At 40.8% G+C, this 25,373-nt stretch carries 25 protein-coding genes; 6 read left to right on the top strand and 19 right to left on the bottom strand.

What is annotated here, in order from left to right; genetic code table 11:
- Positions 1–166: 166 nt before the first annotated feature.
- The 7 genes from M1E09_RS10990 to M1E09_RS10960 all read right to left on the bottom strand — a co-directional run bounded on the left by M1E09_RS10990 (position 167) and on the right by M1E09_RS10960 (position 7,657).
- Entirely contained in the window at positions 167–559 is a 393-nt protein-coding gene (locus M1E09_RS10990; protein WP_456270921.1) for a hypothetical protein, read from the bottom strand.
- Between the two features lie 527 nt (positions 560–1,086).
- Positions 1,087–1,656, bottom strand: a complete 570-nt coding sequence (locus M1E09_RS10985; RefSeq protein ID WP_456270920.1) for a YIP1 family protein — start codon at positions 1,654–1,656, stop codon at positions 1,087–1,089.
- Positions 1,657–1,712: 56 nt separating this feature from the next.
- Complete coding sequence (locus M1E09_RS10980) at positions 1,713–3,359, bottom strand: sodium:solute symporter family transporter (RefSeq protein WP_456270919.1); 1,647 nt, start codon at positions 3,357–3,359, stop codon at positions 1,713–1,715.
- A complete protein-coding gene (locus tag M1E09_RS10975; protein ID WP_456270918.1) occupies positions 3,360–3,638 on the bottom strand; it encodes a hypothetical protein in 279 nt (92 codons plus the stop codon).
- A 290-nt stretch (positions 3,639–3,928) separates the two neighbouring features.
- Positions 3,929–5,143 carry a S8 family peptidase gene (locus M1E09_RS10970; RefSeq protein ID WP_456270917.1) on the bottom strand — a complete coding sequence of 405 codons (1,215 nt, stop codon included), beginning with the start codon at positions 5,141–5,143 and terminating at the stop codon, positions 3,929–3,931.
- Between the two features lie 804 nt (positions 5,144–5,947).
- On the bottom strand, positions 5,948–6,952 hold the full coding sequence (locus M1E09_RS10965) for an LLM class flavin-dependent oxidoreductase (protein ID WP_456270916.1): 1,005 nt from the start codon (positions 6,950–6,952) through the stop codon (positions 5,948–5,950).
- Positions 6,953–7,282: 330 nt separating this feature from the next.
- Complete coding sequence (locus tag M1E09_RS10960; protein ID WP_456270915.1) at positions 7,283–7,657, bottom strand: nucleotide excision repair endonuclease; 375 nt, start codon at positions 7,655–7,657, stop codon at positions 7,283–7,285.
- A 328-nt stretch (positions 7,658–7,985) separates the two neighbouring features.
- Here M1E09_RS10960 and M1E09_RS10955 point away from each other — a divergent pair, with 328 nt between their 5' ends.
- Together M1E09_RS10955 and M1E09_RS10950 are read left to right on the top strand one after the other, a co-directional pair.
- Positions 7,986–9,104: an AI-2E family transporter gene (locus M1E09_RS10955; protein WP_456274858.1), complete on the top strand. Its 1,119-nt coding sequence runs from the start codon at positions 7,986–7,988 to the stop codon at positions 9,102–9,104.
- Positions 9,105–9,310: 206 nt separating this feature from the next.
- The gene (locus M1E09_RS10950; RefSeq protein WP_456274857.1) at positions 9,311–9,415 is read left to right on the top strand and encodes a YjcZ family sporulation protein; all 105 of its coding nucleotides are present in this window, start codon (positions 9,311–9,313) and stop codon (positions 9,413–9,415) included.
- Positions 9,416–9,492: 77 nt separating this feature from the next.
- Here the strand turns inward: M1E09_RS10950 and M1E09_RS10945 are convergent, their stop codons facing one another.
- Complete coding sequence (locus tag M1E09_RS10945; RefSeq protein WP_456274856.1) at positions 9,493–9,915, bottom strand: NUDIX domain-containing protein; 423 nt, start codon at positions 9,913–9,915, stop codon at positions 9,493–9,495.
- Positions 9,916–10,532: 617 nt separating this feature from the next.
- Entirely contained in the window at positions 10,533–11,120 is a 588-nt protein-coding gene (locus M1E09_RS10940) for a GNAT family N-acetyltransferase (protein ID WP_456274855.1), read from the bottom strand.
- Between the two features lie 279 nt (positions 11,121–11,399).
- On the opposite strand from M1E09_RS10940, the gene M1E09_RS10935 reads away from it, so the two are divergent.
- Positions 11,400–11,837 (top strand): N-acetyltransferase family protein, encoded by a 438-nt coding sequence (locus M1E09_RS10935; RefSeq protein WP_456274854.1) that lies wholly within the window; start codon positions 11,400–11,402, stop codon positions 11,835–11,837.
- A gap of 124 nt (positions 11,838–11,961) precedes the next feature.
- On the opposite strand, the gene M1E09_RS10930 is transcribed toward M1E09_RS10935, so the two are convergent.
- Together M1E09_RS10930 and M1E09_RS10925 are read right to left on the bottom strand one after the other, a co-directional pair.
- Complete coding sequence (locus M1E09_RS10930) at positions 11,962–12,213, bottom strand: cytochrome P450 (RefSeq protein WP_456274853.1); 252 nt, start codon at positions 12,211–12,213, stop codon at positions 11,962–11,964.
- Positions 12,214–12,354: 141 nt separating this feature from the next.
- Entirely contained in the window at positions 12,355–15,420 is a 3,066-nt protein-coding gene (locus M1E09_RS10925) for an efflux RND transporter permease subunit (protein ID WP_456274852.1), read from the bottom strand.
- A 318-nt stretch (positions 15,421–15,738) separates the two neighbouring features.
- Between M1E09_RS10925 and M1E09_RS10920 the strand changes: the two genes are divergently transcribed.
- On the top strand, positions 15,739–16,611 hold the full coding sequence (locus tag M1E09_RS10920; RefSeq protein ID WP_456274851.1) for a TetR/AcrR family transcriptional regulator: 873 nt from the start codon (positions 15,739–15,741) through the stop codon (positions 16,609–16,611).
- A 96-nt stretch (positions 16,612–16,707) separates the two neighbouring features.
- Here the strand turns inward: M1E09_RS10920 and M1E09_RS10915 are convergent, their stop codons facing one another.
- Entirely contained in the window at positions 16,708–17,079 is a 372-nt protein-coding gene (locus tag M1E09_RS10915; RefSeq protein ID WP_456274850.1) for a VOC family protein, read from the bottom strand.
- Positions 17,080–17,251: 172 nt separating this feature from the next.
- The gene (locus M1E09_RS10910) at positions 17,252–17,542 is read right to left on the bottom strand and encodes a S41 family peptidase (protein ID WP_456274963.1); all 291 of its coding nucleotides are present in this window, start codon (positions 17,540–17,542) and stop codon (positions 17,252–17,254) included.
- Positions 17,543–17,965: 423 nt separating this feature from the next.
- Here M1E09_RS10910 and M1E09_RS10905 point away from each other — a divergent pair, with 423 nt between their 5' ends.
- Positions 17,966–18,091 (top strand): hypothetical protein, encoded by a 126-nt coding sequence (locus tag M1E09_RS10905; protein WP_456274849.1) that lies wholly within the window; start codon positions 17,966–17,968, stop codon positions 18,089–18,091.
- A gap of 237 nt (positions 18,092–18,328) precedes the next feature.
- On the opposite strand, the gene M1E09_RS10900 is transcribed toward M1E09_RS10905, so the two are convergent.
- On the bottom strand, positions 18,329–18,925 hold the full coding sequence (locus tag M1E09_RS10900) for a YdeI/OmpD-associated family protein (RefSeq protein WP_456274848.1): 597 nt from the start codon (positions 18,923–18,925) through the stop codon (positions 18,329–18,331).
- A gap of 277 nt (positions 18,926–19,202) precedes the next feature.
- On the opposite strand from M1E09_RS10900, the gene M1E09_RS10895 reads away from it, so the two are divergent.
- Entirely contained in the window at positions 19,203–19,577 is a 375-nt protein-coding gene (locus M1E09_RS10895; protein WP_456274847.1) for a VOC family protein, read from the top strand.
- Between the two features lie 236 nt (positions 19,578–19,813).
- On the opposite strand, the gene M1E09_RS10890 is transcribed toward M1E09_RS10895, so the two are convergent.
- From M1E09_RS10890 to M1E09_RS10870, 5 genes are all read right to left on the bottom strand, one after another.
- Positions 19,814–19,945, bottom strand: coding sequence for a hypothetical protein (locus tag M1E09_RS10890; protein ID WP_456274846.1), 132 nt, complete (start codon positions 19,943–19,945; stop codon positions 19,814–19,816).
- Between the two features lie 118 nt (positions 19,946–20,063).
- On the bottom strand, positions 20,064–20,249 hold the full coding sequence (locus M1E09_RS10885) for a hypothetical protein (protein WP_456274845.1): 186 nt from the start codon (positions 20,247–20,249) through the stop codon (positions 20,064–20,066).
- Between the two features lie 95 nt (positions 20,250–20,344).
- On the bottom strand, positions 20,345–21,514 hold the full coding sequence (locus M1E09_RS10880; protein ID WP_456274844.1) for an anti-sigma factor: 1,170 nt from the start codon (positions 21,512–21,514) through the stop codon (positions 20,345–20,347).
- 707 nt (positions 21,515–22,221) lie between these two features.
- Positions 22,222–23,658, bottom strand: coding sequence for an ATP-binding protein (locus M1E09_RS10875; RefSeq protein WP_456274843.1), 1,437 nt, complete (start codon positions 23,656–23,658; stop codon positions 22,222–22,224).
- A 229-nt stretch (positions 23,659–23,887) separates the two neighbouring features.
- A complete protein-coding gene (locus M1E09_RS10870) occupies positions 23,888–24,922 on the bottom strand; it encodes a two-component system sensor histidine kinase NtrB (RefSeq protein WP_456274842.1) in 1,035 nt (344 codons plus the stop codon).
- Between the last annotated feature and the right edge of the window lie 451 nt (positions 24,923–25,373).

Genomic DNA, 25,373 nt, shown 5'->3' with positions numbered 1-25,373 from the left:
CATCAAGATATATTGGAGAACTAGGCAAAGAAAAAGGGGTCAACTTTACATTTTTCAAGTAAATAAAAGCAGTGTTGTTTAGTATTCTTTGTCATTTATATCTACTTGAACAGAGGACGGCTGCTTGTTCAGCAAACGCCCCTTTACATGAAGAAAGAGTATTATCTTATTTAGAAAGGTGTTTGTAGTCGACGCTTTCAATTTTGAAACTGTGATTACATATTTGCTCGTTAATCTTTCCACTGTCACAGGAGGGGGACACTCTTACTCTGACTAAATCTTCATTGTCATTATCGTTATCGGAAGGAATATTAATCCTTACAGCCACATCATAAGAATGGTTATCATTGTAGGTAATTCCGACGATTCTTTGCGTTTTCCAGTAAAAAAGAGGACCACCTTGATACTCTTTTATTACTCTTTTATCAATACTTGGCATAACGAGGTCTAAAATAATGTCTTCTGTTGTGACATACATATCTTCTGCCTTTGGAGCTGACTCTGCCAGAACACTTTGCTGCGGGATTAAAACAAATGTTAGTCCAAATAAATCAAGCATTGTTTAATCATATTAATTCACCTCGTTTTGAATTTCACTGTTACTATCCCCAAAACGAGCTTCTGTATCAACCTGAACTATCTCTTCCTTGTACAGACTAAAGGGAGCTGCTATTCAGCAAACGCCCCCTTTTAGAATACTGCATTTACCTCTATGTTTCCCGTTATGAACTCGTATGTTGATGATTTGATTTATTTAGATTTTCTTATTTTTAAAATCTTATATAAATCGTACGCTGTACCAAAAATCACTATTACAATTATAATGCTCAATAACACTGGACTACTTAGAAAGTTATCATTGTTAAATAGGACAAAAGCGGCAATTCCCCAAAGAGCCACCAAAGTTATAATTCTGTTTGTTATCTCTGATTTAAACAACACTCATACTCCTTACTTGCAATTTAAGTTTCGCTTATTCCGTTAACTCCCAATCTTTCGCTAAGCACAATTCGTTACACGTTATTTTTATTTTTAATACTAAAAACCCCCACATTTTGTGAGGGCCATGTAAACATTATTTCCGTATTAGGCAGCAGGCGGCAGGATTAAATAATAAACACTTGAAAAGAATAAAAAAGCAATTAAAACTGCACCATACGCCTTCCATGTATTTATTTTCTGGGTTATTTGTATAAAATGCACAGAAACAAAGTACATCCATACTAAAGAGATTGCCAGAAGGATTGTCATGATAATTGATAGTTGTTCACCTGTGCTTAATGCAACAATAGAAGGCAAGCCAACAATGGAAGGAACAAGGGCAAACGCGGTAAGCCGGTTTATAATGCCCATAAACCCCTTTCCGCCAAATGCTTTTCCCCCTGCCCACAATAAAAGAGTAAGACCTAGCCTGGTGAGATACACCATCCCGGTTCCTGAAAGAATGAGGAATAGGTAGACAGCTGACTGTAAAATTGAAGAGTCAAATGTAATATATTCTTCCGGCACTCTAAAGTAAATGACCGATCCATAACAAGCGCCGACGATAAATGTGAAAATAAATGCCCATTTGTTATAAGTTTCATTCGAAGCAAGCTTTTCTGTCGCTTCCTTATCTAGAAAAATCGCTCGAAATATAGATGATAGCTGATTCATTTATCTCCCTCCTTTGAGAGAAAAGGAGAAGGAAGGAACCCCCCTTCTCCTTTATGTTAATATTGCCAAGGTGTCAAGGCCCATATCAAGGTCAATGCACTCGCGATTACTACAATAATGGCACCAGTCAGGCTATTATATCTTGCTGGATTCACATCGCTCCATCCGTGAATGCGTTCAATCAATTTGTGGTCTTGAAGTGTTGTTAATTTGTTTTGCAGTGAAGGCATCTTGTTTGTAATCATGGAAACCACCACTAAAATAATGAAAGCAATTGGCACACATAGCATAGCGCCCGATAAGCCCAAGCTGTCTGTCAGACCGTGGCCGCTGACAACTATACTTGGAAAAACAAATGGAGAAACAATTACATAAATGGCTCCGGAAATGACTACAGATGCAATGGCGCCATATTTATTGGCTCCCTTCCACCAAACGCCCATAAGGATAATCGGGGCGTTTGTAACTGCCGCAAGGCCAAACGCCCATAGAATACTTACTACCAGGAAGGCAGGCGGTTTTACTGCAAGCAGAATGCTCGTTAGTCCTCCCAAAGCAATGGCTGCGTATCCCAAACGCATCTTTGTTTTGGAAGTAATATTCGGTATTAATGTTGCAAAAATATCTTGTGATAAAAGAGCACCGATTGCCAGCAGGTTTCCACTTAAGGTGGAAACACCGGCCGAAATTGCACCGGCAATGACCAAAGCTGTCACCCATTCAGGATTATAAACAAGATTCAAAATAATGGTAAGTTTGTCGGCGTCTGCTGCAGAGATCATATTGCCGTTGGAACTGTTAAAGAACACACCTGCAAACCCCATTGCATAAGTGGCTGAGAATACTAATCCAAGAACTAAAGCAAACCAAATCATCGCCTGGCGTGCACTTTTAAGACTTGAAGCAGTGTAGATCCGCATGGCCAGATGAGGTAAACCTAAAGAACCAAGTGTCATGGCTGGGATGAGGGCAAAATACCATTTTGCACCAAATTGGTAATCAAAAAAGTCTGGAACCGCTTTCAACATTGCCGGCACCATATCCGAGTAGAACAAAGGCGGGAAGAACCAGCCGGAAGAGCCCATTGCCTTCATGATTGCGCCCAGCGGTACGACAAACATAAGTGCAATAATAACCATTTGGACTGCGGCGTTGTTCGTAGCCCCTCTCATTCCCCCAATAGTTACATATCCTGTAATTAAAAGGCCTCCTACAAATAAACCTGTCATATAAGGAATGCCGAATAGCATTTCGAATGTCTTTGCAATTCCGATCATTTGCCCTAATGCATACATGATGGATATTAAGATCATCCACAGAGCAACGATGACAGCCGCGGATTTTCCATAACGTTCTTTAACAAAGTGGGCCGGTGAAAACGCTCCCATTCTTCTCAAGCTCGTACCGTAGATAATGGTGATTAATGGGATTGCCAATATCAATTGGATCCATAAAAATACGAATGGTGCTTTTAAATTAAGGATAAGTCCTGTTACGCCCAGGAAAGTCGCTAAGCTCATATACGTAGCAGCCATTGCAAGGCCGTTCGTGATGGCTCCCACTCCCCCGCCTGCTGCATATAAATCTTCAACAGATTTGCTTGATCTGTTTGAAAACCAGCTGATTCCATAGAACATAATAAAAGTAAATGCTACTACAATAAGCCCTATTAGTGGATTTTCCAATTGCCAGTTCTGGTCCATTTACACAGCCTCCTTGTCCATACGATCTTTAAGCTGCTGGTTCCGCTTATCCTCTGCTTCAATCGCAGCATCAATTTTATTGCCGAGTCTGCCAGCAACGATTGTTAACAGCACAACTCCAAACCAGCCAACAACAACAGGAACAATATACATTATCGGGAACCCAAACCAATTACCTTCAACAGGAAAAATGGTAAAGATTAGCCCCATATTCCCAGCCACTAAGAATAGCACAGTCATTCCAATCGTAAACCATACTTCTTTTTTATAAGCCCCCATATAAGTCCTCCTAGCTTTTTTATATTATGAGCGAACGCTCAATCGTTTTGAGTTGCAAAGTTACCTCCTTTCCAATTGATGTGTTATGTATAACAAAGTTGTCTTATGTGACTATTATACAATAAATACAAAAGAAAATTTTTAAATATTTTTATTTTTTAGATAATAATTTAAATAACTGGGAGCTTTTTATGTCCCTTTAACCGAAGAACGCTGGTCTAAAAGGTAAGTATTAAGAAGCAAAAACAGCCCTAAACAAAAAGTTTAGGACTGCTTTCTTTATTAATTGATTAGTATCTTACAGCATCATAAGAGTTAATTCTGCCATGTTTGAAGTATGAACCTGTTCCGCTGATCGGGTCTGCCGTTTGTTCGATGGCCGCCCTAATTTGGACGTTATTTCGTCCTTGGCTCGCTAGAAGTCCGGCTAATCCAGCGACATGTGGGGATGCCATGGATGTTCCAGACATGTAAGCATACCCGTTATTAGGGACTGTGGCTGCAATGTCTACACCAGGGGCTGTTACATCTACCCATGAACCGTAGTTGGAGAAGGAAGCTCTGCGGTCTCTGGAGTCAACCGCCCCAACTGCAATGACATTTGAGTAGGAAGCTGGTTCGAAAGTGGTTGATACGCCGTCATTACCTGCTGCGGCAACGACTACAGAACCTTTGTTCCATGCATAGTTTACTGCATTTTGAAGAGTCGTTGTACTGCAGTCACACCCTAGTGAAAGGTTGATGACTTCAGCTCCAGCATCAGCCGCATAGCGGATACCGTCGGCAATGTCTGTAAGAGATCCGTTTCCGCTTGCATCCAATACACGGACTGCAAGAATTTTTGTATTAGGAGCCATACCTGCGATCCCTGCTCCATTACTCGTTTCAGCTGCTGCTGTTCCCGCTACATGGGTTCCGTGTCCGTTGAGATCCATTGGATAATAGTCATTATCTACGAAATCGTAGCCGCGCAGTGTTTTACCGTCCAAGTCCGGGTGGTTGTAGTCCACTCCCGTATCAAGAATAGCGATTTCCTGGCCGCTGCTGCCTCTCGTATAATCCCATGCGTAATTTGTGTATGTGTTTTGAGGGCCGTATTGGTAACCTTGATAGTAAGTATCATTAGGAGTCCAGGTTGCCGAGAAGTTGTAGTTAGGCTCTGCATATTCGACATTAGGGTTCTTGCTTAGTGCTTTTACTGCTGCCTCTACATTTCCGACTTTCAAGACTTTGAAGTCAGATTTGACGTTATCTGTATCAGATACTTCTGATGCACCTAAAGCCTTGAGTGTGCTGCTGTTCACGGCCTTGCTGGCACTGTCTTTGAATTTCACGATAACTTCGCCTTTGGCATAACTTCCTTTTTCAATTCCTTTTTTGACTGCTGAGATTTTAGGAGCTTTTTCTAGAGGGTTGGAATCCTTGGCAAGCGCACTTCCACCGAAGCTAGGGAATAAGGCAAGTGATGCAGCAAGGGACAGGGCGGCAATTTTCTTGAATTTCATTTCACATTCCTCCATTTTAAGTTTTTTGTTCAGAAACTTTTCAAACGGATGTTAATGTATTCTAAAAACGAACCCCCTTCCTTTATTAGATGGCAAGAGTCATAGAATATCTGTGGAGACAGTTATGTAATGACTCTTGATACTAGGATTCTAGCAGATTCATCGAGTTAACTGAATAGATGTAAAATTCGAAAAATGGATATTATTAGGGAGTGAAATGAAGGGATTTTCATAAAGGATGCTGAATCTTGAAATATTTCCACAAACTAACTGAATTCACTCAAATGTTCATAGTAAAAAAGACATTGATTTTCTCAATAGCGTTTTTCATTTTTTTTCGTGGAAGAATGAGAATCCGCCGTTTTAATCCCTGCTGGACTAGTAATTCGCATGCCGCATCACGAATTCAGCAGATTTCGGTGGGAATGGATGCCCCATTCCGAGAGGAACCAGCCTAACGGAGAGGACTGAGTCCGAATCCGGGGTGTATTCGGACTGAAAAACATCATTGAAGCTGGGGTGAGTCCGAATTAACGCCCTATTCGGACAGAAACCAGCCTGAAAGAGTTGCTTGAGTCCGAATACGGGGGGCATTCGGACTGAAAGACACCATTTTAGCCGGGCTGAGTCCGAATCGATGTTCCATTCGGACAGAAAACTTACCACTGGAGCAGCTTGAGTCCGAATGGCCGCCACCCTAGGACATTGTTTAGCAAAAAGAAATAATCTGTTACTTTTTACAAAGGAAAAAAAGAAGAGGATTGAATCGCGAACGATTACCCTCTTCTTAAAATCTTTCTTAAATTACTTCCCATCTACAACTTCCTTGAAGATCTCGTAAGAACGTTTCTGTTTATCTTCATCAAAAATATACGAAACGGCCATGATTTCATCTGCACGATACCTGTCCTGGAAAGCAGTCAATTGTTCTCTTACCGTTTCTTTGCTTCCCATCAATGTCACACTCGACATCGAGGAGGCGATTTGCTTCTCCTGGTCGTTCCAGATTGAATCCATGTCTTCTACTGGCGGACTTAAAGGCGTTTGTGTTCCCCTGACGACATTCAGGAAGAACTGCTGCATCGTCGTCTGCTCTCTTTGTGCCTCTTCATCTGTTTCGGCAGCTATGACATTCAGGCAGACAATGGCATAGGGTTTATCCAGGTATTGTGAAGGCTGAAAGCGTCTGCGGTATATCGCCAAGGCTTCTTCCATATGTCTTGGTGCAAAATGGGAAGCAAACGCATACGGAAGGCCAAGTTTTGCAGCAAGGTATGCTGAATCCGTTGAAGATCCGAGTATGTACAGCGGGATTTCCGTCCCGACACCTGGATGAGCTTTTACATAATCTTGCTCCTCTGCCGGCCCGAAATAGGTCAACAGCTGCTGGACATCTTCCGGGAATGTATAAACATTTTCCTGAGTGGACGTCCTTCTTAACGCGCTGGCCGTCATCATGTCCGTTCCAGGCGCACGGCCAAGTCCTAAATCCAGCCGGCCTGGATAGATGGTCTCCATCGTACCGAATTGTTCTGCTACAACCAATGGCGAATGGTTCGGCAGCATGACACCGCCTGAACCGACTCTGATTTTTTCAGTATGGTCCAAAGTGTGTTTGATCAAAATAGACGTCGCAGAGCTGACCAAGGTAGACGTATTGTGGTGCTCAGCGATCCAGTAGCGGGTATACCCCATTTGTTCTGTCGCCTGTGCTAAATCAACCATGGCGTCAATGGCTTCTTTTGGCCCCTGTCCTTTTCGGATGGGTGCCAGGTTCAATACAGATACAGGAATGTTTATATTAGTCATTTGAATTGTCACTTCCTTTGAATAAATAGATCTCTTCAAGTAAAAAGAATACTGTAATAATATTATTTACAGTTTTAGTTGTCAATGAATTGAATTTGCCAGATCAAAAGCGCAAGCGCCTTGTTCAGGCCCGACAGGCATAAGGCAGGCCGGCGAGAAGGTTGCTCTTTAACCTTCTTGACGTGTTGACTTATGACCCGAGGGGCTAGGCGCTGGAGCTGGATGCAGAAACGATCCAAATTATCCACAACCCGAGATTTTTGTTTCCTAAGCAATCAAAAATAGCCGGGATCCCTTTTGGGTTCCCGGCTATTTTTAACAGTACACAGATTATTTATAAAACACTTTATCAATATTATATTTAGCTTCCAGCTTATTAATCAGATACGTTTCATAAATCTCCCGGTCCATCGGATCTTCCACGAAGCTTACATCGATCCGGTACACTTCTTCACGGTGAGGCTTTAATGGGGACACATTATCCTCCAAGTGCTTCTTCACACGCTGTCTTAATTTTCTCGCTTTCCCAACAAACAACAACTCATCATTGATGTTGTAAAACAAGATGATGCCGCCTTTATCACGTGGTATTTCATGCAGATCAATGAATCCCTCAATCGATTTGATCACCGGTTCATTTTCTTGTGGAGCCTGTTTGCGTTCCGTAATGGAAACGTCTACTTTTGGAATGTCAATTTTTATCATAACTTATTACAACCTCTTTTCCTGTAAAGGTAAATGGTACCACACATTACAACGAAATACTATACGTATTAGGATGGTCAGTATTCTGCTATTTATGAAAAATAGAGGTGGACTGTTTAACTTTATCATAACAAGTTTGCCAGCAAAGTAAAAACGGATATACAAGAGGACTAAAAAGTAAGCTGCCGAAAATGGCAGCTTTTCTTGTGTAGAGTATCTACTATACAGAATAGTAACAAAAGACAACTCCGTTCAACGCTACCAATTGTTAATAACTAGACTTATTGGTATAATCAAGCAATACATACTAGTAAAAAGAGGTATCGCCGTGTCTAAAAAAAATCTGCAATTCTGGCTCATACAAATCCTGTTGATTGTCACAATTGTATTTGTATCGACCCAAATCTCATTCTTATTTCATCCAATCACGATTTTCATCACAACCTTGTTTTTCCCGATTTTAATTACGGTATTTCTGTATTTCCTGCTGAACCCAATTGTGAATTACATTCAGAGGTTCAAAGTTCCCAGGGTCGTCGCCATCCTGATTATTTACATATTGATCATAGGGCTGCTGGTTCTGGCGATCGGAAATCTGGTCCCTACGATTACAAAGCAGTTCACTGCCTTGGCGAATGAACTTCCAGAGTATGCATCGAAAACCATTCAATACTTTGAAAACTTGTCCCGTTCAGATGAATTTAGAGAGTTTATGAATGAACAGCAGGACCTTTTGGAAACGGCCCAACAGCGCCTGGTCGAATTTGCGAATAACTTGCCCACCCTCATTACCGGAAGCTTTCAAAATGTATTGGGCTTTGTGGCAAACATCGCAATCATCCTTGTAACAGTGCCGCTTCTGCTCTTTTACATGTTTAAAGACGGACATAAATTTCCTGTGGCGGTAGCCAATTTCTTACCGTCAGCTTACCGTAAAGAAGCAATGACGATTTTAAAAGAAACCGGAAGCACGTTGGCAGCGTACATACAAGGCCAAGTAACGGTTGGACTATTTGTTGGCGTCCTGTCTTTGATCGGCTATCTGATCATTGATTTGCGATTTGCCCTTGTACTGGCAATCACCGTTTCCGTCACCAACATCATTCCGTATGTCGGCCCCCTTATTGGGGGTGCGCCTGCCCTTATCGTGGGATTGTTCGATTCACCGGGAAAGGCTTTACTAGTATTGCTCATTCTGGTCATTGCCCAGCAGGTGGAAGGCAATATCCTTTCCCCTTTGATTCTCGGAAAGACACTCGACACCCACCCGGCAACGATCATCATATTATTGCTGGCCGCTGGTAACCTGGCAGGCGTGCTGGGAATGATCCTGGCCGTTCCGACTTATGCTGTTATCAAAACGATTGTCATAAATCTGGTTAAGTTTTTGAGGGCAAGGAAAGAAGCTCGTTTGAGGGGTGAACCTGAGCCCGAACCGGAAAGTTGATCCTGTACAAATAAGAAAACCCCCGGTAAATGGACAGTTCAAGTGGTCTGTTTGCCGGGGATTTTATGCTGGGTGAAACTCTTACTCCTTATTATTCGAAGTAAAGGAAATTCCTTAAAATTAAACATACAGAGAGTCCAGCCGTTCCTTAATTCCTGCTATTACATATAATGCCATTACGCCTTATAAAAAGGAGGTGTTAATGAATGAGTGGAACAGCAGGAGGATATGGTTCAGGATTTGCGTTGATTGTTGTATTGTTTATCCTTTTAATCATCATCGGTGCTTCGTATGTCGGTGGCGGTTATTAATAATGTGAAAGAGTAATCAAAAAGAGCCGGATTCATTCAAATCCGGACTCTTTTTAACATTTACAGAGGAATATATATCAATCTTTTCGTTTGTCATCAGCCAAACGAATGTTTTCTTTTAAATATGATGGCAGTTCCTTGTGAGCCAGTATCTCTGCAGTCGACATCCATACAACATCATCCACTTCCTCGCTGCTTTTAGCATACGGTTCACCTGATTTAAATTGACATAGAAATACAATATCAATGACATTTATCCCTGACTCGGTGACAAAAGAAGAACTGTTAACATATTCAACCCCAGTAACTTCTGTACCCACTTCTTCAAAAATTTCACGTTCTAGCGTCCTTTCCAGAATATCTGAGGCAACACCTTCAATCTCACATTTCCCACCGACGAGTGAAAGAGTCCCGCCAGCGTGTTCTTCCTTTTCACTTCTCAAGATCAATAGCCATTTTCCGTTACGGTGAATAGCCCCTTCTACATTTACTACGAACATCAGATTTCCCCCTATATTAAATTGATCTTTAGTGCTGTCTGTATTGCCGGTCTAACTAGAACTGTTTTATAGACATATAGTTTGTTGTTTGTTTTTTTGGAAGTTATGCGTCGCTAGAGCAGCTCTAAAGACAGTTAGTTTGTCGTTTTGGAAGTTAACTGTCGCTAGAGCAGTCCTAAAGGCAGTTAGTTTGTCGTTTCGGAAGTTAACTGTCGCTAGAGCGGTCTTAAGGACAGTTAGTTTGTCGTTCTGAAAGTTAGGTGTCGCTAGAGCAGTCTTAAAGACAGTTAGTTTGGTGAATTGAAAGTTAACTGTCGCTAGAGCGGTCCTAAAGACAGTTAGTTTGTTGTTTTGGAAGTTAAGTGTCGCTAGAGCAGCTCTAAAGACAGTTAGTTTGTTGTTTTAAAAGTTAAGTGTCGCTAGAGCGGTCTTAAAGACATTTAGATTAAAGTTAAATGTCTTTAAAGGATATAAACACCTACCACAAATTCATGATCCTTCGCAAGCGTTCATCTAATTTAAAGCATTGGTGAATGTTTCATATCATCAGTTTACATAATATAATTATAAGCAATCCAAGTTATTAACTAAACGCATACTTCCCCTGCAACATTCCCTCAACAAAAACGATTATAATTCAGCTGCCGAAAATTGCTTTCCCATTCTGACTTCAAGATTGAATACTGATATTCATCCACCCACTGCCCTTTTGACATATAGTTTTGCAATAGGTGCCCTTCCCTCCTCATTCCTGCACGCTCCAGTACAGCGATGGACTTTTTGTTTCGCACATCTGAAAAGGCCGTCACTTTGTGTTTCCCTAGGGATTGGAAGATATAGTGCAATAAGGCGCGAACAGCCTCACTTGCATACCCCTTTCCCTGATACTCTGGCGAAAGAGTATAGCCGATTTCCACAATACGTGGTTCAACTGAAGGCGTATGAAGGGCACAGTCACCGATGAGTTGGTTTGTTTCAGCTAATGCGATCGCGAACTGAAACCATGTGCCCGCTATATCAGGATTGTTATTCATCTGACTCTTAACGAACGACAGGGCTTCTTCATGTTGATAATTTTCCCATGATTGATATTTAGCAACATCAGGATCCGTACGATATGAATGAAAGTTATTGGTGTCTTGTACTTTAAACCTTCTTAAGATCAGGCGGTCTGTTTTTGTGAAAATCTGTTTGTAATCCTCCATACTGCACCTCTATTTCTATCTGATAAAAAGTCTGATTAAAATAACGATATAGGATGAATTGGTTGAAATCAATGTTTTAACTCCAGAATAATTCCTCTTTTAAAGGTACATGTAGATATTTGAAGCCTGTTTGAATTCTGCTATACTAAATACAAGGGAACAATAGTTCGTCCTGACTGCTAAACGTTAAGGCGGACAAACTATATTTCTTAAACACTCTAAAAGATCAACCTGGCATTACTGAAAAGGGCTGAATGTTGGAAGAGGAGAACTAAATTTATGGAAATAAGAGAACCAAACGATTCAGAATATCAAATAATCTTATCGCTTTCGCCTCAAGCACTATTCGATGGAACATTAGGTGAGGTAAAACCCTCGGCTGAAAAAATCAAACAACTTATTGAACCTCTTCTGCAGAAAGGAAGCTGCTATTTAATAGCAACTGAAAACGGCAGACTGCTAGGGTGGATTCTTATAGGATCAAATAAAGATCCCTTTACTGAACAGAAATATGGGTTTGTTTATGAATTGTTTGTGTTGGAAGAATTCAGAGGTAATGGAATTTCAAAAAGATTGATGGAATCAGGGATGGAACATTTGAAACAGGGTGGATATTCAGAGATTCGTTTAAGTGTATATGCAGGTAACCATGCTATTAAACTATATGAAAAAATGGGATTCAAAAATAGAACCATTACAATGAGTATGTCCTTATAGTACAACTGTTTACATATAATAAGCTGATTCAATAAAATGTGGGGAGCCAGGATAGTTTGGTTCCCCACATTTTCACTGAGAATTCAACATTAACTATTACTTCACACTTTATAGTCCTATATTGCTATTGATGCCTTCTAGGTCGAATAGTTAAAGTCAGGCCATTTTTGAGACGCATTGTAATTAGTGGTTCAAAGACCGGCTTTTCTCCACTTGGACAGGATTCGATTTCGAACGTTTGCATAACCATGGCGATAATAATGGTCGCTTCTTGCAAAGCAAAGTGATTCCCGATGCAGACACGAGGACCTCCCTCGAATGGAAAATAAGCGTAGGAGGTTTGCTTTTGACTGAATCGGTCAGGGTTGAAATCCAATGGCTGCTCGAAATAATCCTCTTTTACAGACTTTTACAGCTATTGTATTCCTATGATTGCTGCTTCTTTCTTACAAAATGGTTCAACACTTTTGTTTTCCCCATAAAAAAGAGAGAAGGCGAGGCCTTCTCTCATACAAACTTATGAAACCGCTCTTTCTCTCTTCTTCTGTCTAAAACGGTCAAACACAAGATACAACATCGGCACGATCAATAGCGTCAGGATCGCTGAGAACAAGATTCCCGAAATGATCGTAACCGCAAGCGGTGTAAATAATGCATCTCCACTCACAGCTACCGGAATCAATGCGACAATCGATGTCAATGCCGTCAGCAGGATCGGTCGCAGTCTTGTGCGGCCAGCCTCAATGACAGCCTCTCTTACTTTCATGCCATCCTTCAGCCCCTGTTCGATGAATTCGATCAGGACTATGGAGTTCCTGACGACGATACCCGTCAGGGATACCATCCCCATCACTGCCAGGAAGCTGATTGGTGTCTGGGTGACGAACAACCCAAGGATCGCGCCGGCAATGGCCAGGTACACAGCCACCAATACCAAGAATGGAAGTGACAAAGAGTTGAACTGTAATGCGATCAACAGATACACCAGGAAGATCACAATCGTAAAGAGAATCGTGATTTCAGAGAAGAAGTCATCTTGTGCTTCATTTTCCCCTCCAAGTGTCACACTGTAGTCTTTGTCCAGCCCTTCCTTGACGTTATCCACGATTTCCTGGACATTGGCTTCATATCCTTCCTCATTCTCAGGGAAAGAGCGAATGGTGATGGCACGCTCACCGTCTTTATGCGGAATCTGCTGTATTTCCTTATTCTCATATACAGTGACCAGCTCATCGAGTGAGATGAGTGTCGGTGGTCCTGCCGGGTTTTCTGCAGCAGCTGGAAGTTCCAGTGCAGTAAGATCAACATTCCCTTCATTTCCTTCCAGTACGATGCTCATATCCCGTTTGGTTACGCCATTATCAAAGGACTTAAACGGAATTCCTTCTGTGGCCAAACGGATTTGATCGCTGATCTGCTTAACGGTGATGCCGTTTTCCTCCAATACATCGCGGTTTGGCACGTATTCAATTGTTGGGGCAAATTCACCTACATTATCAACGACTAGATTTGTTTCAAGCTCTCTGATTTCTTCTTTTATCGATCCGCGAAGTTCAAGGAGTTTTTCCAGCTCTGGTCCTGAGACGGTCACCGTTACTGGCGCACCTGCAGGAGGTCCCTGCTGAATGGTTTCCATGAACAATTCCGCATCAGGGAATTCATTTCTCAGTTTTTCGGTCCATTCATCAATCAGCCCTTGAGCTGTTTGGTTTTCGCGGTCTACACGGGCAACAATCTGGCCGGTGTTTGGCCCTGCATTGGATAAAGAGCTGTTGAACAAGTTGGGAAGGCCCGTGCCTGCAAACACACTCGTTTCATAGACACCCTCATCCGCTTTCAGCACTTCTTCCATTTCGGCAAGACTATTCGATGTTTCTTCCAATGTTGTTCCGATTGGAAGTGTCACATCGACCGTCACCTCTTCACGGTCAGCTGCCGGGAAGAATTCAAACGGTGTCAAAACCACCAATCCAAAGATAGCGGTCGTGAACACCAAGCCAACCAATGATGTAACAAATGGCTTCTTTGAAAATCTCGTCAGAATGCTGTCTGCATAGAAATCAGCCAGCTTATCCAGCGGCTTTCCTAAGAACCCTGGTGAATCAGAGACTTTTTTGCTTGTTCTGCTGTATAGAAGATAGCGCATCACAGGTACAAAAATTAAAGCAACCAGCGTGGAAGCAATAATCGTCGTGATCAACACCGTCGGCAGCGCACGTATAAAGGCTCCGTTACCACCAGATAAAAACACCAGCGGCAGGAAGGTGAATACGATTGCGAAAGATGATGTTACAATCGATACCCAGATCTCTTTAATTCCAGTAATAGCACCAGCCAATGCATCATCACCAAGCCTGTATCTTCTTTGGATATTATCGTTAACGACGATGGAGTCATCGACAAGGATACCCAGTGCAATGATGGCACCAATTACAGAAATCTGATTAAGGTCAACTTCAGCATACGGAAGCGGGATCAAACCCATCAAAACCGAAATTGGTACGGCTAATGCGACAACGAACGCACCGGAACCCGTTAACCCAAGTGAAGTGGTGATGACAACCGCTACAACAGAAATCGCGAGTGAAGTGAATAGCCCGTCAAAAATTTCCGTCACAAGATTTGCTTGTGAATAATAAGGTACCAATTCGATTTCTGCTGGCAGTTCTTCGGCCAGTTCCTCTACCTTTTCACTGACTGTTTCATCGACGGATGGAATATCCTCACCTGCCTGAACGAAAGCCGTGAACGAAATCGCAGGCTTTCCTTCAAAGGTAATCAGGTCTTCTGCCTCTTTCTGTACGATCTCCACATTGGCGACATCGCCGAGCAAGACTGATTCGCCTTGAGGATTATTACCGACGAACACTTCATTCATTTCTTCGATTGAAGCAAAGTGGTCGACGGATAACTGGACAACTTCATTATTAATTTCTTGCTTTCCAAGTGGTGTGGGATAATACTCCTCGTTGATTGCTGACAGAACACTGCCAACATTCAAGCCTGCTTCCTTTAAAGCATCAGGCTGAAGCTTGATTAAGATTTCTTCGTCAGGCAGCCCTTTTACAGCTACCCCTTCGACACCTGCTAATTCTTCTACTTCATCACTCCAGCGGTCGAGTTCCCCCTTAAGCTGTTGAAGGGACTCCCGGCTGTCACTTGTCAATTGATAGGAAACGATCGGCATTTTCACCGTTGATTCATTGACTTCAGAATCAAATACTTCCTCAGGAAAAGACGTTGAAGCATCGGAAACGGCTTGGCGCACATCGCTGAACACTTCTTTTTTGTCAGCGCCGTCTTCAACCTCTACAATGATAGTAGAGAAACCGGCTGCGGATGAAGAATTCACTTCTTTAATGCCGTCTATGGACTGCAGCGAATCCTCAATGGGATTGGTGACGGTCCTTTCCACAGTCTCAACCGTCGCTCCAGGATATACGGTCGAAACCGTGCCAATATTAATCGTCGTCTCAGGTATTTCCCTTTGTGGCAGCTGGAAAAATGTAAAGATTCCAATGATCACGAATAATAACACGAAAATCAAGGTGATCCTCGATCGATTCAAAATTGCTTTCAACATAATAAAGCCTCCTTCTTCCAAAATCGACCCGTCGGTCAAATTTAATTTTAAATTTAATTATAAATGCTTATATAACGGTATTTAACACATGTGACTCAATAGTCATTCTACATGGTTATAAGATATAGTCAAGAAATAATGTGCAGTTTTAACAAAGACTACACAATCAATTTTTTACCAGTTGAATCGAGTCCTATCCTGAAAAAGAAGCGATCTGAATTTATGCTATAATAAGGTGGTTTATAGTAATAAAGTTGTTTGTTAACAGATTAAAACTTTCATACTCATAAAAAGATTCATTTAAGGAAGGTGAATACGATGGATAAGCGAAAGGCAATATTGGAAGCAGCCGTTGAACTTTTTGCAGAACACGGATACACCCAGACATCGATGCAGCAGATTGCTGACAGTACCGGCATCTCAAAAGGTTCACTGTATTCATTCTTTCAATCCAAAGAAGATTTAATCATTTCAATATATGAACACTATCAGCAGCTTGTCTTTGAACGGGCAGTTGTTGTTGGCCTTGATGGGGATATGCCGGGTGAGGAGAAATTAGCGAAGCAGTTCCAAGTGCAATTCGAAGGGATTCTGGAATACAAATCTTATATGAAAATGCATATGAGAGGCGATTCTGCTAGAAACAGCGAAAAACTTTCCGCCATGGAACACCGCATGAGGGGCAGGTTGTTCAGCTGGCTTGAGCATAACCTCCTGCAGCTTTACGGCGAAAGAATCACCCCTTACAAATGGGATCTCATGTGGATGACCCAATCTATTTATACCTCCTATATGATGCTGCTCGTTTCAACCGAAAGCGGACTGGACCCTGCCCGGCTCGGGAAACATATCGTGAGGCAAATCACTATCATTGCCAATGATTTCTTTAATGGAAATACCACTCCACTCCTCGATGACGAGATCATGAGACCCTTTTCTGTCAACATGGACCGGGATGGCGCCTTCACCTCTTTTGAAAAACGGGAAGAAGCATGGAAAAAACTTTATGAAAAAATTCATTCCCTCAAAGAGAATGCTGGTGAATATATCAATATAGCTGACCGTATTTCTGAAGAATGCCGTAAATCAAAACCAGATGAACTGATCATCAGGGGAATGTTCCGGCTGCTTGCTGATGTGGATTTGTTACAGATAGAAGCAGCTGAGTTGGAGAAAGAGCTGCTATCCTAGATTGACGTTGGACTGGACAAAGCGGATGATATAAGTTGGCAACGGTGAATAATAAAAAGACTCGTCAATTGACGAGTCTTATGTCTGCGCTTTCCCTTATCGATGCTGGTCAATTAAAATCGGGTTTCCATCCGGATCTTCCATAGTAATAAAGGCCGGCCCTTCTGTTGATTCGTCCGTTTTCTGAATAAGGTTAACTCCCTTTTCGTTCAATTCTTTCTGCAGTTCCCGAACATCGGTAAAGTTTTTCAGGTTTTCAGCACTGTTATTCCATCCTGGATTGAATGTCAGGACATTTTTCTCAAACATTCCTTGAAAAAGGCCGATCACCGTTTGACCATTTCTCATAATAAGCCAATTTTGGTTAATGTCCCCGCCGCCGGCTTCGAACCCCAATTTTTCGTAAAATTCTTTTGATCGGTGGATGTCTTTTACACTTAAACTGACAGAAAACGCCCCAAGTTCCACAAAATCTCCTCCTTTTAAATAGCTTATTTAGAACTTCTCCATATTTTCAGTAATACCTTCTAACCCAACCTATTTCTATCTCTTTTATCGTTTTCCCTTTTTCTTAGCTTCATTCATCCTCTAGAAATCAATGGCCATTTTATCATCTCTATTTTTCTAAAGCTTCATTAATTTAATCTATTAGAAATCCATATCCTTCTTTATCGCTATACGATTCTTTCACCTTTAACAGAGCTCTTTCGTAGGCAATAGAAAATGCTTCTTCAGCTGAAACTTGCAGATCCGGCTCAACACCAGTGCCTTCCCAATTCGTGTTGGTGTATGGACTGATTGACCTGCCGTTTGGAACAAATAGACGGATAGTATCTGTCACTTGATGATAATGTCCGGGATTTGCACCGCCGCCGGTCCTTTCACCTATCATTTCGTCCCTTCCCATATGCTTGAAAGCGTAAGCGAACAGCTCCCCTGCCGAAAATGTCTTTTTGCTTGTCAGGATGTAGACCGGCTTCTCCCCATACAGCTTACCAGGTACATAAGGAAGGATCCATACCTCTGACGTACGGTCTTCATCCCTGCGATAAAAAGTTTCGAAATGGGTCGGTCCGCAAACAAAGTAATTTCTTCTTGGCCAATCATTTTATCCTTTGTAGTTACCATGTCAGTTCCCCACATTTCACAGATTCTCATATGTGTATCGTCTGCCAAATTAATAGCTACATCTATCTTACAATGATTTCAGAATAATATGAAGAATCTTCCTCCGATATGTATGAGAAAAAATTATGAAAATTTCATCAGGCATATGGACAAATCTTTTCAAACGATTTAGTATGAAAACCAAAGATGCAACATACAATCGAATAAGCAAAAAATAGGAGGGATCATGATGACTTATATTTATCAAAAAGCGCGTGAGATGTATGAAAAAGAAGCTAAACAAAATGAAAAAAGAATCCCCGAAAAAAGAGCTTATCCGAAAAAACGAACTAGAAAACACCTAAAATACTGATTGAACAACATAAAAAGTAAACGTCCTGGATTGCAACCCAGGATGTTTACTTTATTTTTATTTATGCAGTGATCCCTGACCTCCAAAGGACCATTGCATTACACTGGCTTCTGTTCAAGAGGTACTTTCTTATTGGCTAAACTAATCAAAATGCTGTTTTCGTGAATATTATGGATATTGGACAATGGGATTAAAAGTGATTTCCGTTCCATGCATGTGACGCCGCATGGATAAATGCTAATCATTTAATCCTTTTCCACTGAGAATGTGCTGCATATACTTTTCAACCCTGGCCTCCCGGGTCCTGGATTGTTTGGCTTTTGAAAAATAAAGTATGTAAGCCCTCTGCCTTCCTGGGGTCAATGCTTCGAAAGCCGTTTTCAATGATGGGTCCACATCGAATTTCGTTTGAAGTTCGTCTGGAATGGTGTATTCCTCCATCTTTTTTAAATTCACTTCCAAACCGGCTTTTTCCACTTCGATGGCATTAAGAATATAATCTTTCAAGACGATTTCCTTTTCTACGATTTCTTGCAAATTCGTGAAGCGAATCTGTCTGGCTGCCTGGACATTCTCTGTCTGCTGAACCAAAATCTCATCAGGATCCCTTAATAAAGCCCCTTTATGAAACAGCAATGCCACATAATCTTTGAATCCATGTATCAATACGACGTTTTTCCCTTCCAACGTATAACAAGGATGCTTCCATTTAAATTCCTCAGTCAGCTCCTCACATTCGATTATTAGATTTCTTAATTTCACCGATTCTTCCTTCCATTTTGTGATTTTGCTTAAATATTCATCCACCATGGGATTCAGTTTACGCTCTGTCATATGTAACACCCTTTCTTAAGCTATCGGCCAGTAATTTTTTTATGTAAGTATAATTAGTATCTTATAATAAGTCGGGATAAGAGTCATTAAACCAATTTCAACTAAGGTATCAAAAATTTAATAACTATTTTTAAACCATTCATTACTTGATGACACCTTTCATTCTTCTATAATAAGAAATGCACCCTCCCTGCTATTAATCCAATCATAATGCAGGAAAATAAAATCTTTGAGAGAATTAGAGATAAGAATGATTAAACCGCGGGAGGAGTACAGTATGAATAATAATAAAAACGATATCGGCCAAATCCAATGGCGGGATTTAACGGTAGAGAATGCTGAACAAATTAAAGATTTTTATTGTAATGTCGTTGGATGGGAATCAACTCCGCATGAAATGGGGGATTATCATGACTTCAACATGCACACGCCTTCAGGCGAAACAGTAACAGGCATCTGTCATGCAAAAGGAACCAACTCATCGCTCCCCCCTCAATGGCTTATGTATGTAAAGGTAGAGAGTGTAAAAGAAAGTGCTGAACGGTGTGTTGAAAATGGCGGAAAAATCATAGACGGTCCCAGAATGCTTGGACAGATGTTCTTCTGCGTCATTCAGGATCCGGCAGGTGCTGTATTAGCGATACATGAATAAAAAGTTTCCTGCTCCGGCTTAAAAACACATTAGTATGAATCCTTCATCTTCTACCAGCTTGGTTCCTCCAGGCTTTTTTTCTTGAATTAAGCAGACTGAAGGGCGATTGCTGGAAACAGCAATAGCCCCATTCGAACCATTATATATTTCTTCCTTTTACAATGCGCTCAACAATATATCCGACCGCTAAGCCAGCGGCTATAGGAAGCAGGGCTATTTCTGTATTCAGACTGAAGTCATTTTTTTAGAGTCCCATGCTGATAAATTTTAAACTCCAGGATGGCTAGATCAAATACAAAGCCAATCAAATAAAGAAAAACCATGGCACCGAACGCTGCAAGTAACGGGAACCAAAATGTTTTTTTCATCAAACCCCTCCCTTAAATGCGAACCTTTTATTAAAGTACGATGTACTCCTAGAAAGGTTTCAGATTAATCAGGAATAAATTTATTTGAAAACATTATTCCCCAGTGACGCCCGTTGTTTTATAGGGTTTTTACTTCTGAGTTCTTTTCGTATTTCATTGAAAAATATAAAGTAAGAGCAACCCCTGACAAAACGATGCCTATACAAATATAAAGCGGGATATCCAATCGGAAATAAGCTGCTGTCGTGGCCCCTAAGAGTGTTATCCACTCACAAACTAAAAAGGGTTTGATATATTTTTTCAATATCCTCTCTCCTTCTAATATAGATCATGTGAAAAAGACAATTCCCCGATAGGAAGAGTTGTAAAAAATCATAGCGTTCAGGAAAAATGCACCATCTATTCTTCCTGCCGTTCAGTCCAGTTCCAAAAGGCAACTTCATCTACTTCCAGCTCTGCAACCAATTCTTCTTCTTCCAGTTTCAGTATTTCTTTGGTCGGGCCTGTTATGACTGCTCCATAATGATGAATTCCATTGTCGTTGAGATAGTCGATTTGGTCAGCAAGTTGCAACCTTCCGAATACCAATCGGTTCGCTTTACGTTCATGTTTTTCTAAAAATTCCAGTGTCTTGATAAACTGTTTATGAAGCATGTTTTGGTCACCTGTCTCATATTCCGGTGATTCAGCACCTTCAGAGATCACTTTTCCACCGAACCATCCTCCTTCTTCCTCATGTCGTTCGGTTACAACAAAATCATCGTCATGCCAGATAGGATAACCCGGAAAGCCAACCGGTTCGAAGATGATTCCTTCTGCAAACCCTTTCGTTTCAACTCCTGTATCAACAGCGAGCCACAATAAGTCCATATTCTTTCCTTCAAATAAATCAAATACTTCCCTTGTTTCCAGCAGATCGGAAAACGATACATAAGCTGAGGCCACTGTACCTTCAGGCAGTTCATTGAGATGATCCCAGTCGGACATATTCCTGTTCCCTGCACCTGGAAAAGTAAAAGCCGGCCGGTCCTGAGAGACTCTTCCGTATGTCTGCTCTTCAGGTACAGCCATCAACGAAAAGAGAAAATCCACTTTCATTTCGCCTACTTCCAGTTGGTCCTGACCCACCATTTTATTAAGATCTCTTGTCGCCTCCAAACCAAAGTACGCCTTCGTGTTAGTACTGGTCCCTCCCAGGTAACCATAAGGATTCGTTATTGTAAGCGTGTGGTCTATGACATTGCTAAACACTTGAAGCCTGTCTGGTTTCCCCCATGAATAATACATACCAGTGAATACCCCTGCAACTATAGTGAATAAGATAAAAAACGAACCAAGTGTCAGTGCTGTTCGAAATCTGGATTTCCACTTCCCCCGTCTTTTAATTTTCGGCTGTCTCTTATCATTCATTGTCTTGGTTTTTATCCGATTAATTGGGATGTCCCTCTCTTGTAGATATTCCTGGTATTCTTCCAGTTTCTCTAACTCTTTCTCAAAGGCTTCTAATTCTGCTTCCGATAACTCCCCTTGCTCATAGGCCTCTAATTTGCGTTTGAATTCATCACTCATTTGCTTTCGTCCCTTTCTGCGCGCACTAATGGAATTGGTAACTCACTAACCAAGAACGATCTTTAACTGAACATCCAGTACAACATAAAAATGCTGGAGATCTATGAATCAATCTTCAGCATTTCCTTTCATTTAAAAAAGTACCTCTTACTATATCAATATGGAACCAACCAATATGCTGCCTCTATTCATTGCCGTTTACAACTAGTCCCCCTTGTTCAATAATTCCTATTCAATAGCAAAAGGAGATAGCTGCCTGCACAAAGAAGAAATGCAACTTGAGTGATAATATAAATAGAAAGTTCCAACACCGTCAGTTTTCTTTCTCGCTTGACCTTTTTAAAGTGTCTATAATAATAGAATGAACAAAGGAGCAGGATTATTGCCGACACTTGGAATATATATTCCAATATAGTAACCAATAAAAAACCCCCTCTAAGTACATACTATTCTAAAAATCCAGTTCTATTTCATGATAAATCTAAAATTACGGGGTGCTCTGATGTTCACTTTTCTCAGTCCTGGAACGCTTTATGTCAGAAAATCCTCTCGTTCCACAAAACCACCTCCATGCAGCCAGAATGCCTGTAAGGATTCTATTATCCCTCCCAGTTGTCATTACAGCTTTTAAACCATTAACGATACAACAGATTGGTGTGGAATTCATATTCATAACAGCAAAGTTAAGAAAGAGCCTTTGCTCAAAGTCACAACAGCGGCAAACTTACTGTTACCGTTGTCCCTTCGCCAACCTTACTACCGATCTCCACATGTCCTCCATGATTCTTGATGATTCTATTGGTAATCATCAATCCCAATCCATTACCCTTGTCTTTTGTTGTGTAGAAAGGTTCACCTAGGGAGCCCAAGCGTTCTTCCGGTATTCCGCTGCCGTTATCGGTTACCAGGATGACCAATTCATCCTGGAATCCAGAACACTCGATCAGCATTTTTCCACCATGAATAGGATCAATGGATTCAATCGCATTTTCCATTATGTTAAAAAGGGCTTGTTTCATTTGTTTTCGAACCCCATGAATGAAAAATTCGCCAGGTGAAGGTTTTATTTCAATCTGGACCTTTGGCTCATTCACCTCCATAATATTGGTAATTTCTTTTACTAAAGACAGGGCATCAAACGTATGCTTTTGGTGTTCCTGGGGCCTGGCCAGCATGATGAGCTCTTCAGAGAATCGCTCAATGGTTTCTAACTCATTCTCGATAATATTAAGTGTTTCCTTATTTATATTGCTGTTATTTTCCTTTATGATCTTGAAGAACCCTTTTACACTCGTTAAAGGATTGTTGATTTCATGGCCTATGCCGGCGGACAATTCACCCAGCAATGATAATTTCTCACTGTTCAGAAGAGCTCTTTCCGCCACCTTCCTTTGGGTAATATCTATGGAAGATCCAATTATCAGATTCGTTTGTCCATTTCCAACCATTGGATTGATGACGGTCAACCAATCATGATTTCTTGTGCATTTCTCTTCAAAAATGATTTTTTCTTGGGTTATCCAGCATTCATCATAGACCTTGCAGACATCATTTCCCAAGCTCTCACCCAAGATGTCCTGTGGCCTTTTGCCGACCGTTTGCTCCGGAGTCAGCCCCATTAGCTGCAGAACTTCTCCATCAAACAAAGTATAAATAAACTCTCCATCTACTTTGTTCACACTGAAGATTACGCCTTGTTGATGATGAATGACGCAATTAAGCTGTTCCTTGGAGCGCAATAATTCCTCTTCATAATTCTTCCTCGTGGAAACATTCCGGGAAATCCCAATGATATAACTGCCTTTTTTTGTCTCTATGTGCAAGGGAATAAGGGTTGTTTCATAAGTCCTTTTTCCCCCATTTAAGGTGATGTCCTCTTCATAAGATAACGTTTTCCCAGTGGCGATGACTTCATTATATTTTCCAATGACATGTTCTGCCTCAATGCCTTCCACTATCTCTTCAATAGTTTTATTCACAATATTTTCTTCCTGAACCCCCGTTTGCTCCAGGTACGCCTGGTTCACTTCAACACAACGGTACTTATCTCCTTCAACTTTGATTAGAAAGACCATTTCATCAATTTGTTGAAACAGAGATTTCAAACTAAATCTGTTGTCACTGATTAGGTTTGATAAGACCATTGCCTTCAACCCCCTCTAATATTAAGCAATTGCCAATTGAATTTTTAATTCTTAGCGATTAATCCAAGTGTTTTTCTCGGTATACCTTAATTATACCATTTCTAATATTCTTGCCATTAACAAAAGTCTGTTTTTTTTGAAGAATGCCCGGCTCCAGGAAGCGTCCTTGGTCACCCTGGCCACTGTCTCAACTGAAAAAGGCCAACTCACTTGGCCTTTGATCATGTTTTTACTCTTTACCATATGTAAAACAAACATTGAATGTGGTCCCGTTTCCATCAGAGGAATAATCGATGTGAGCATTATTTCTCTCAGCAATGGAAAAGCAAATCGGTAAGCCAAGACCCGTCCCTGTTTCTTTGGTTGTAACAAAGGGGTTCGGTATCTCATTAATAAGATGATCAGGGATGCCCTGGCCCTCATCTTGTATAGTCATGATAACCTCTTTCTTTCTTTCATATGTAAAAATGGACACCCTTCTTCCCGGTTCCATTGCATCCAATGAATTATTGACCATGTTTAACAGCAGCTGCCTGATTTCATTGGGGTCAATCTTCAGATTAGGAATGGTGTTTAATTCTAAAATGATAGATTTGTCTTCCTGAATCGCCCTTGTTTCCAGTAAGGGCAGCAGCGTCTCAATAATTTCATTCAAATTACACACTTCTTTTTGAGAAGGTTTATTTTTAGCGGTTTCCAAGAACTCTGTAATAATTCCATTCACGCGGTTAATCTCATCAATCATTAAGTTGTAAATGTCCTTGTATTGAATGAGTTTCTTGTTTTCAGCCATTAGCTGCAGGAATCCTTTCACAGAAGCAAGGGGATTACGAACTTCGTGTGCCACCCCTGCTGACATTTCCCCCATAACTTTTAATTTTTCATAGTATTCCTTCTGTTTTTCCCGTCGTTTCTTTTCAGGAAGATCGCTAAACAACACAAAAACGCCTTCTGGTTCAGGATACACTTTTACTTCGAGCCATTTTTTTGAGTACTTGCTTAAGGTTTCAAATTCTAATGTTTTTTGTTCTTTGAAAGCTTCGATTATTTTTTGGCTTTCGTAAGAATCATGATATTCAGGGAAGAGAGAGCAGATTTTCTTACCCAAAAATGATTCGCTGGTCACTCCATTATTCATGAATTCAGCTGCTGCCTTATTGATAAATGTATATTCCCACTCTGAATTTAAGAAAAAGCATCCATCAGAGATATTCTCCATGATATGAAACATATTTAGATTATTATTTCCATCAAACTCTTGCACCTCTTAAAAGCACCTGCCTCAATCTATTGAGTTATCGAACTTTATATAGATTTATATTTCTAATGGTTTTAATTCTTTCGCATTACTACCAAAAATAGCTAATTGTTTTTAAACAACTTATTCTTTAAACAATTCGGGTATATAGTTGCTTCTATTGCTCAATACCCGATGTAAAAGCAAGGGATGATTGATTCCTACTCCTACATAAGTCCTATTTTGAATTAGACGTTTCCCAAGGAATTTAAGTTTCGAAATTGAAAATTAATTTATATGTTTAATAGAATTTTTACTGAAACAGTTTTTTTCTGAAGGCTCTTTTCTAAATAATTGTGGCTGTTTAAAAGTAATGGATTTCCGCTCCAATCCTCCTACGTATTAGGGTGAAGTGTAAAATAGCATTAAAACCAACAACCTTTTAGAAAAGAGCCTTTCTGAAAGAATTAATTTAAAT

The organism is Bacillus sp. AK031 (assembly GCF_053903065.1).
Note: the sequence above shows the minus strand (reverse complement) of the source record. Positions and strands in the feature narration are given on the sequence as shown.

What these genes read in the sequence shown, in the direction of transcription:
- M1E09_RS10990 (WP_456270921.1), bottom strand. Translation starts at nt 559, where the DNA reads ATGCTTGATTTATTTGGACTAACATTTGTTTTAATCCCGCAGCAAAGT.
- M1E09_RS10985 (WP_456270920.1), bottom strand. Translation starts at nt 1,656, where the DNA reads ATGAATCAGCTATCATCTATATTTCGAGCGATTTTTCTAGATAAGGAA.
- M1E09_RS10980 (WP_456270919.1), bottom strand. Translation starts at nt 3,359, where the DNA reads ATGGACCAGAACTGGCAATTGGAAAATCCACTAATAGGGCTTATTGTA.
- M1E09_RS10975 (WP_456270918.1), bottom strand. Translation starts at nt 3,638, where the DNA reads ATGGGGGCTTATAAAAAAGAAGTATGGTTTACGATTGGAATGACTGTG.
- M1E09_RS10970 (WP_456270917.1), bottom strand. Translation starts at nt 5,143, where the DNA reads ATGAAATTCAAGAAAATTGCCGCCCTGTCCCTTGCTGCATCACTTGCC.
- M1E09_RS10965 (WP_456270916.1), bottom strand. Translation starts at nt 6,952, where the DNA reads ATGACTAATATAAACATTCCTGTATCTGTATTGAACCTGGCACCCATC.
- M1E09_RS10960 (WP_456270915.1), bottom strand. Translation starts at nt 7,657, where the DNA reads ATGATAAAAATTGACATTCCAAAAGTAGACGTTTCCATTACGGAACGC.
- M1E09_RS10950 (WP_456274857.1), top strand. Translation starts at nt 9,311, where the DNA reads ATGAGTGGAACAGCAGGAGGATATGGTTCAGGATTTGCGTTGATTGTT.
- M1E09_RS10945 (WP_456274856.1), bottom strand. Translation starts at nt 9,915, where the DNA reads ATGTTCGTAGTAAATGTAGAAGGGGCTATTCACCGTAACGGAAAATGG.
- M1E09_RS10940 (WP_456274855.1), bottom strand. Translation starts at nt 11,120, where the DNA reads ATGGAGGATTACAAACAGATTTTCACAAAAACAGACCGCCTGATCTTA.
- M1E09_RS10935 (WP_456274854.1), top strand. Translation starts at nt 11,400, where the DNA reads ATGGAAATAAGAGAACCAAACGATTCAGAATATCAAATAATCTTATCG.
- M1E09_RS10925 (WP_456274852.1), bottom strand. Translation starts at nt 15,420, where the DNA reads ATGTTGAAAGCAATTTTGAATCGATCGAGGATCACCTTGATTTTCGTG.
- M1E09_RS10920 (WP_456274851.1), top strand. Translation starts at nt 15,739, where the DNA reads ATGGATAAGCGAAAGGCAATATTGGAAGCAGCCGTTGAACTTTTTGCA.
- M1E09_RS10905 (WP_456274849.1), top strand. Translation starts at nt 17,966, where the DNA reads ATGATGACTTATATTTATCAAAAAGCGCGTGAGATGTATGAAAAAGAA.
- M1E09_RS10900 (WP_456274848.1), bottom strand. Translation starts at nt 18,925, where the DNA reads ATGACAGAGCGTAAACTGAATCCCATGGTGGATGAATATTTAAGCAAA.
- M1E09_RS10895 (WP_456274847.1), top strand. Translation starts at nt 19,203, where the DNA reads ATGAATAATAATAAAAACGATATCGGCCAAATCCAATGGCGGGATTTA.
- M1E09_RS10890 (WP_456274846.1), bottom strand. Translation starts at nt 19,945, where the DNA reads ATGAAAAAAACATTTTGGTTCCCGTTACTTGCAGCGTTCGGTGCCATG.
- M1E09_RS10880 (WP_456274844.1), bottom strand. Translation starts at nt 21,514, where the DNA reads ATGAGTGATGAATTCAAACGCAAATTAGAGGCCTATGAGCAAGGGGAG.
- M1E09_RS10875 (WP_456274843.1), bottom strand. Translation starts at nt 23,658, where the DNA reads ATGGTCTTATCAAACCTAATCAGTGACAACAGATTTAGTTTGAAATCT.